At 32.1% G+C, this 2548-nt stretch carries 4 protein-coding genes and 1 pseudogene; 2 read left to right on the top strand and 3 right to left on the bottom strand.

All coding sequences use genetic code 11. The features are described from left to right. The 3 genes and pseudogenes from AC1DUA_RS33420 to AC1DUA_RS33410 form a co-directional block, all read right to left on the bottom strand. A pseudogene (locus AC1DUA_RS33420) lies at positions 1-241 on the bottom strand (hypothetical protein); the annotation flags it as partial. 4 nt (positions 242-245) lie between these two features. Beyond that, positions 246-578 (bottom strand): hypothetical protein, encoded by a 333-nt coding sequence (locus AC1DUA_RS33415; protein ID WP_477503832.1) that lies wholly within the window; start codon positions 576-578, stop codon positions 246-248. A gap of 120 nt (positions 579-698) precedes the next feature. After that, positions 699-899, bottom strand: coding sequence for a ribbon-helix-helix protein, CopG family (locus AC1DUA_RS33410; protein WP_477503831.1), 201 nt, complete (start codon positions 897-899; stop codon positions 699-701). Between the two features lie 147 nt (positions 900-1046). Between AC1DUA_RS33410 and AC1DUA_RS33405 the strand changes: the two genes are divergently transcribed. Both AC1DUA_RS33405 and AC1DUA_RS33400 read left to right on the top strand, forming a co-directional pair. Beyond that, a complete protein-coding gene (locus AC1DUA_RS33405; protein ID WP_477503830.1) occupies positions 1047-1640 on the top strand; it encodes a TetR/AcrR family transcriptional regulator in 594 nt (197 codons plus the stop codon). A 31-nt stretch (positions 1641-1671) separates the two neighbouring features. Beyond that, the gene (locus AC1DUA_RS33400; protein ID WP_477503829.1) at positions 1672-2493 is read left to right on the top strand and encodes a hypothetical protein; all 822 of its coding nucleotides are present in this window, start codon (positions 1672-1674) and stop codon (positions 2491-2493) included. Positions 2494-2548: the final 55 nt, after the last annotated feature.

Genomic DNA, 2548 nt, shown 5'->3' with positions numbered 1-2548 from the left:
GTTCATATATGTCAAAACCTAATGAGTTGGCAAGTAACTCGCGATTAAATCCTTTTAATTCCACCAAATCTCGATGCTGCTTCCCGATTATGTTGCTACTTAAATTTTTTGCCGAATAAGAACCAAACTCTAATAATAAATCTCGAGAGGTAATGACATTTGCATACTTAATCTTTTCAAAGATTGACCACCCAGACTCAAATGGATTTATCCATGTACAGTTCCACGTAATGTTTTTCAAAGACTCATCTCCTCTTTTTGTTGTTTAGTTGCTTCGCTGCCTTGAACTTTAATTTAAGTTGATTAATTTTTTGGAAGTAATTATTCAATTCTATTTCAGATGTAATGTTTAAAATTGTTAGCTTTGAGGTAGACACGACATCCCCAGAATCTAATAGGAGTGTAAGGGTTCCCGTAATGTCAGAGTAGACAGCAGGTATCCTTAATAAGTAGTATGGACTGTCTGGAGAAAACCACTGTTGTGCGATAGCAGATGAGCACGAATAGGTAGAACCTTTAAATTCAATCCCGTGCGGTGTAACCAGGGCAATTGAATCAAAATCATTAAAAATAATCATATACAGGACTCCTTATGTTATTTAGCTATTAGCATGTATTACCACGTTTGATAAAATAAATTCAAAAACGAACACAAAATGTAATTAAAAAAGATGACAACAGCCATTTCCGGCTTGTTGTCATCTTTTTTCGTGAGTTGTTTTAATAAATTTTGCGTTTTTCATCGCATATTCAAGAGCTAAGTTAATTAACTCATTCCTTGAACGGTTGCTAATTTTTGAAAGGTGATCAAATTTTTCTTGTAAAGCTCTATCTACTCTTATAGTAATCGTAACTGATTTATCTTCTTTGGGTGTAATGATAAAGTCATCTTCACTCAAATTATTCACCTCTAACAACAGTATAGAAGTAAATGACCACATAAAAAAATAACACAAATTGTATTCATTTATGATTACATATTAGCATTTGTGGTAAAGCTGTTTACATTAAACACTTTATCTATTCATTGAGAGGAGGTTGGTTTTATGAATCAAGCTAATTTACAAACGAAAATGAACATACTAACAGCTGCTAAAAGGCTCTTTGCTACCCAAGGATTTGAAAAAACAACTGTACGTCAAATCTGTGAAGAAGCAGGGGTAAATATGATGATGGTTTCATATCATTTTCGTGGGAAAGAAAACGTTTTGTCTGCAATATTTCAGGCATTTATGCCACTAGTGAGCACTTCAAATTCTGTTGAGGAAATGAAAGATCCTGTAAAGAGGGTACGGCAGATTATTTATGAAATTATTTCTCTTAGAATGAAAGATCCCGATTTAGTTAAAGTAATGCAACAACTAATACTGTGCCTTACTCCTCAGAATGATCTTGTTAATTTTATAATCACACCAATTTGGAAGGAGTTAAGGGATTTACTGGTTAAAGGGGAAGAGTGTGGTTTATTTACATTTGCCTCTATAGACATTACTTTAACTTTCATAATTAGTTCGATTTTGATGTTTAAACACTGGGATATTTTTAATCTGAAAATACATGATTCACTTCAAGAGATTGATTTATTAGCGGAAGAGGCAAGTAAGTTCATATTAAATGCATTGAATTATAGGGGAAATTAACAGTGTTTAGTTAATTTTGTAGGAGGATACAATGAGCTTGTTGGAATTAGAATTCTTTATTGAAGAAGCGAAGTATCAGAACCTAATGCATATGAATAAGAAGATTCAAGTGCTTAAAAGATTAATACGTAGTGATTTAGAATGTTTAGATGTTAAACGGAAAGTGTGGGCTGAATATGGAGTTGTTGGAAAATTCACGAAAGTTAATAGATACCAATACGATAATCAAAACCTCAATGAATTTCTATTCAATCTAGGAGTTTTACCTGTGGTTTCAGTTATAGATGAAAAAACATTAGATGCAGAAGAAGTATGTTTCTTGGATGAAAAAGCTAAAGTAAGGATATCTAAAAATATTCAATATTACCCAAATAATCTAGTGCATAAAAAAATTATTGGAATAGATTCTACTTTTAGTCAAATGAGCACATTACAAAAGGTAGAATGTTGGAAAGAGCTGAAGCCACTATATGACAATCTCTCCGAGCAATGGAGAAATTTAATTCAGCATCTAGTGTATTCTTTCGAATTAGATAAAGTTAAAAATATAAAGAGTAAATTCGGTACCTTCATTTTCAAAGAAAATAAATCCTTTTGTCCCATAGATGTTCTTAAGTTTATGGGGGAAGGAGTGTTACTAAGAAGTAGTAAGACTGATTCGAAAAAAATAGAGGAATACGCAGCAAGAGGATATTTTAACCTACCGGAAATAAATCACTTTAGGAAAATAATTGAAGCTAAAGTGCATTTTTCATTAATGGAATTGAACAAACAAGAAAAAGTAAATGCATGGTTACACGAAAGGCAAAATAAATTGTCAGAGATAAGCAGAAATCGGTTCCTGACAATTTAGTGTTATTAGGTATTAGAAGTATTGAAAAAAGTAATAAGCCCCTATAATAAAGGGG

The organism is Paenibacillus sp. 01T422, assembly GCF_056398785.1.
Note: the sequence above shows the minus strand (reverse complement) of the source record. Positions and strands in the feature narration are given on the sequence as shown.

What these genes read in the sequence shown, in the direction of transcription:
- AC1DUA_RS33400 (WP_477503829.1), top strand. Translation starts at nt 1,672, where the DNA reads ATGAGCTTGTTGGAATTAGAATTCTTTATTGAAGAAGCGAAGTATCAG.
- AC1DUA_RS33405 (WP_477503830.1), top strand. Translation starts at nt 1,047, where the DNA reads ATGAATCAAGCTAATTTACAAACGAAAATGAACATACTAACAGCTGCT.
- AC1DUA_RS33415 (WP_477503832.1), bottom strand. Translation starts at nt 578, where the DNA reads ATGATTATTTTTAATGATTTTGATTCAATTGCCCTGGTTACACCGCAC.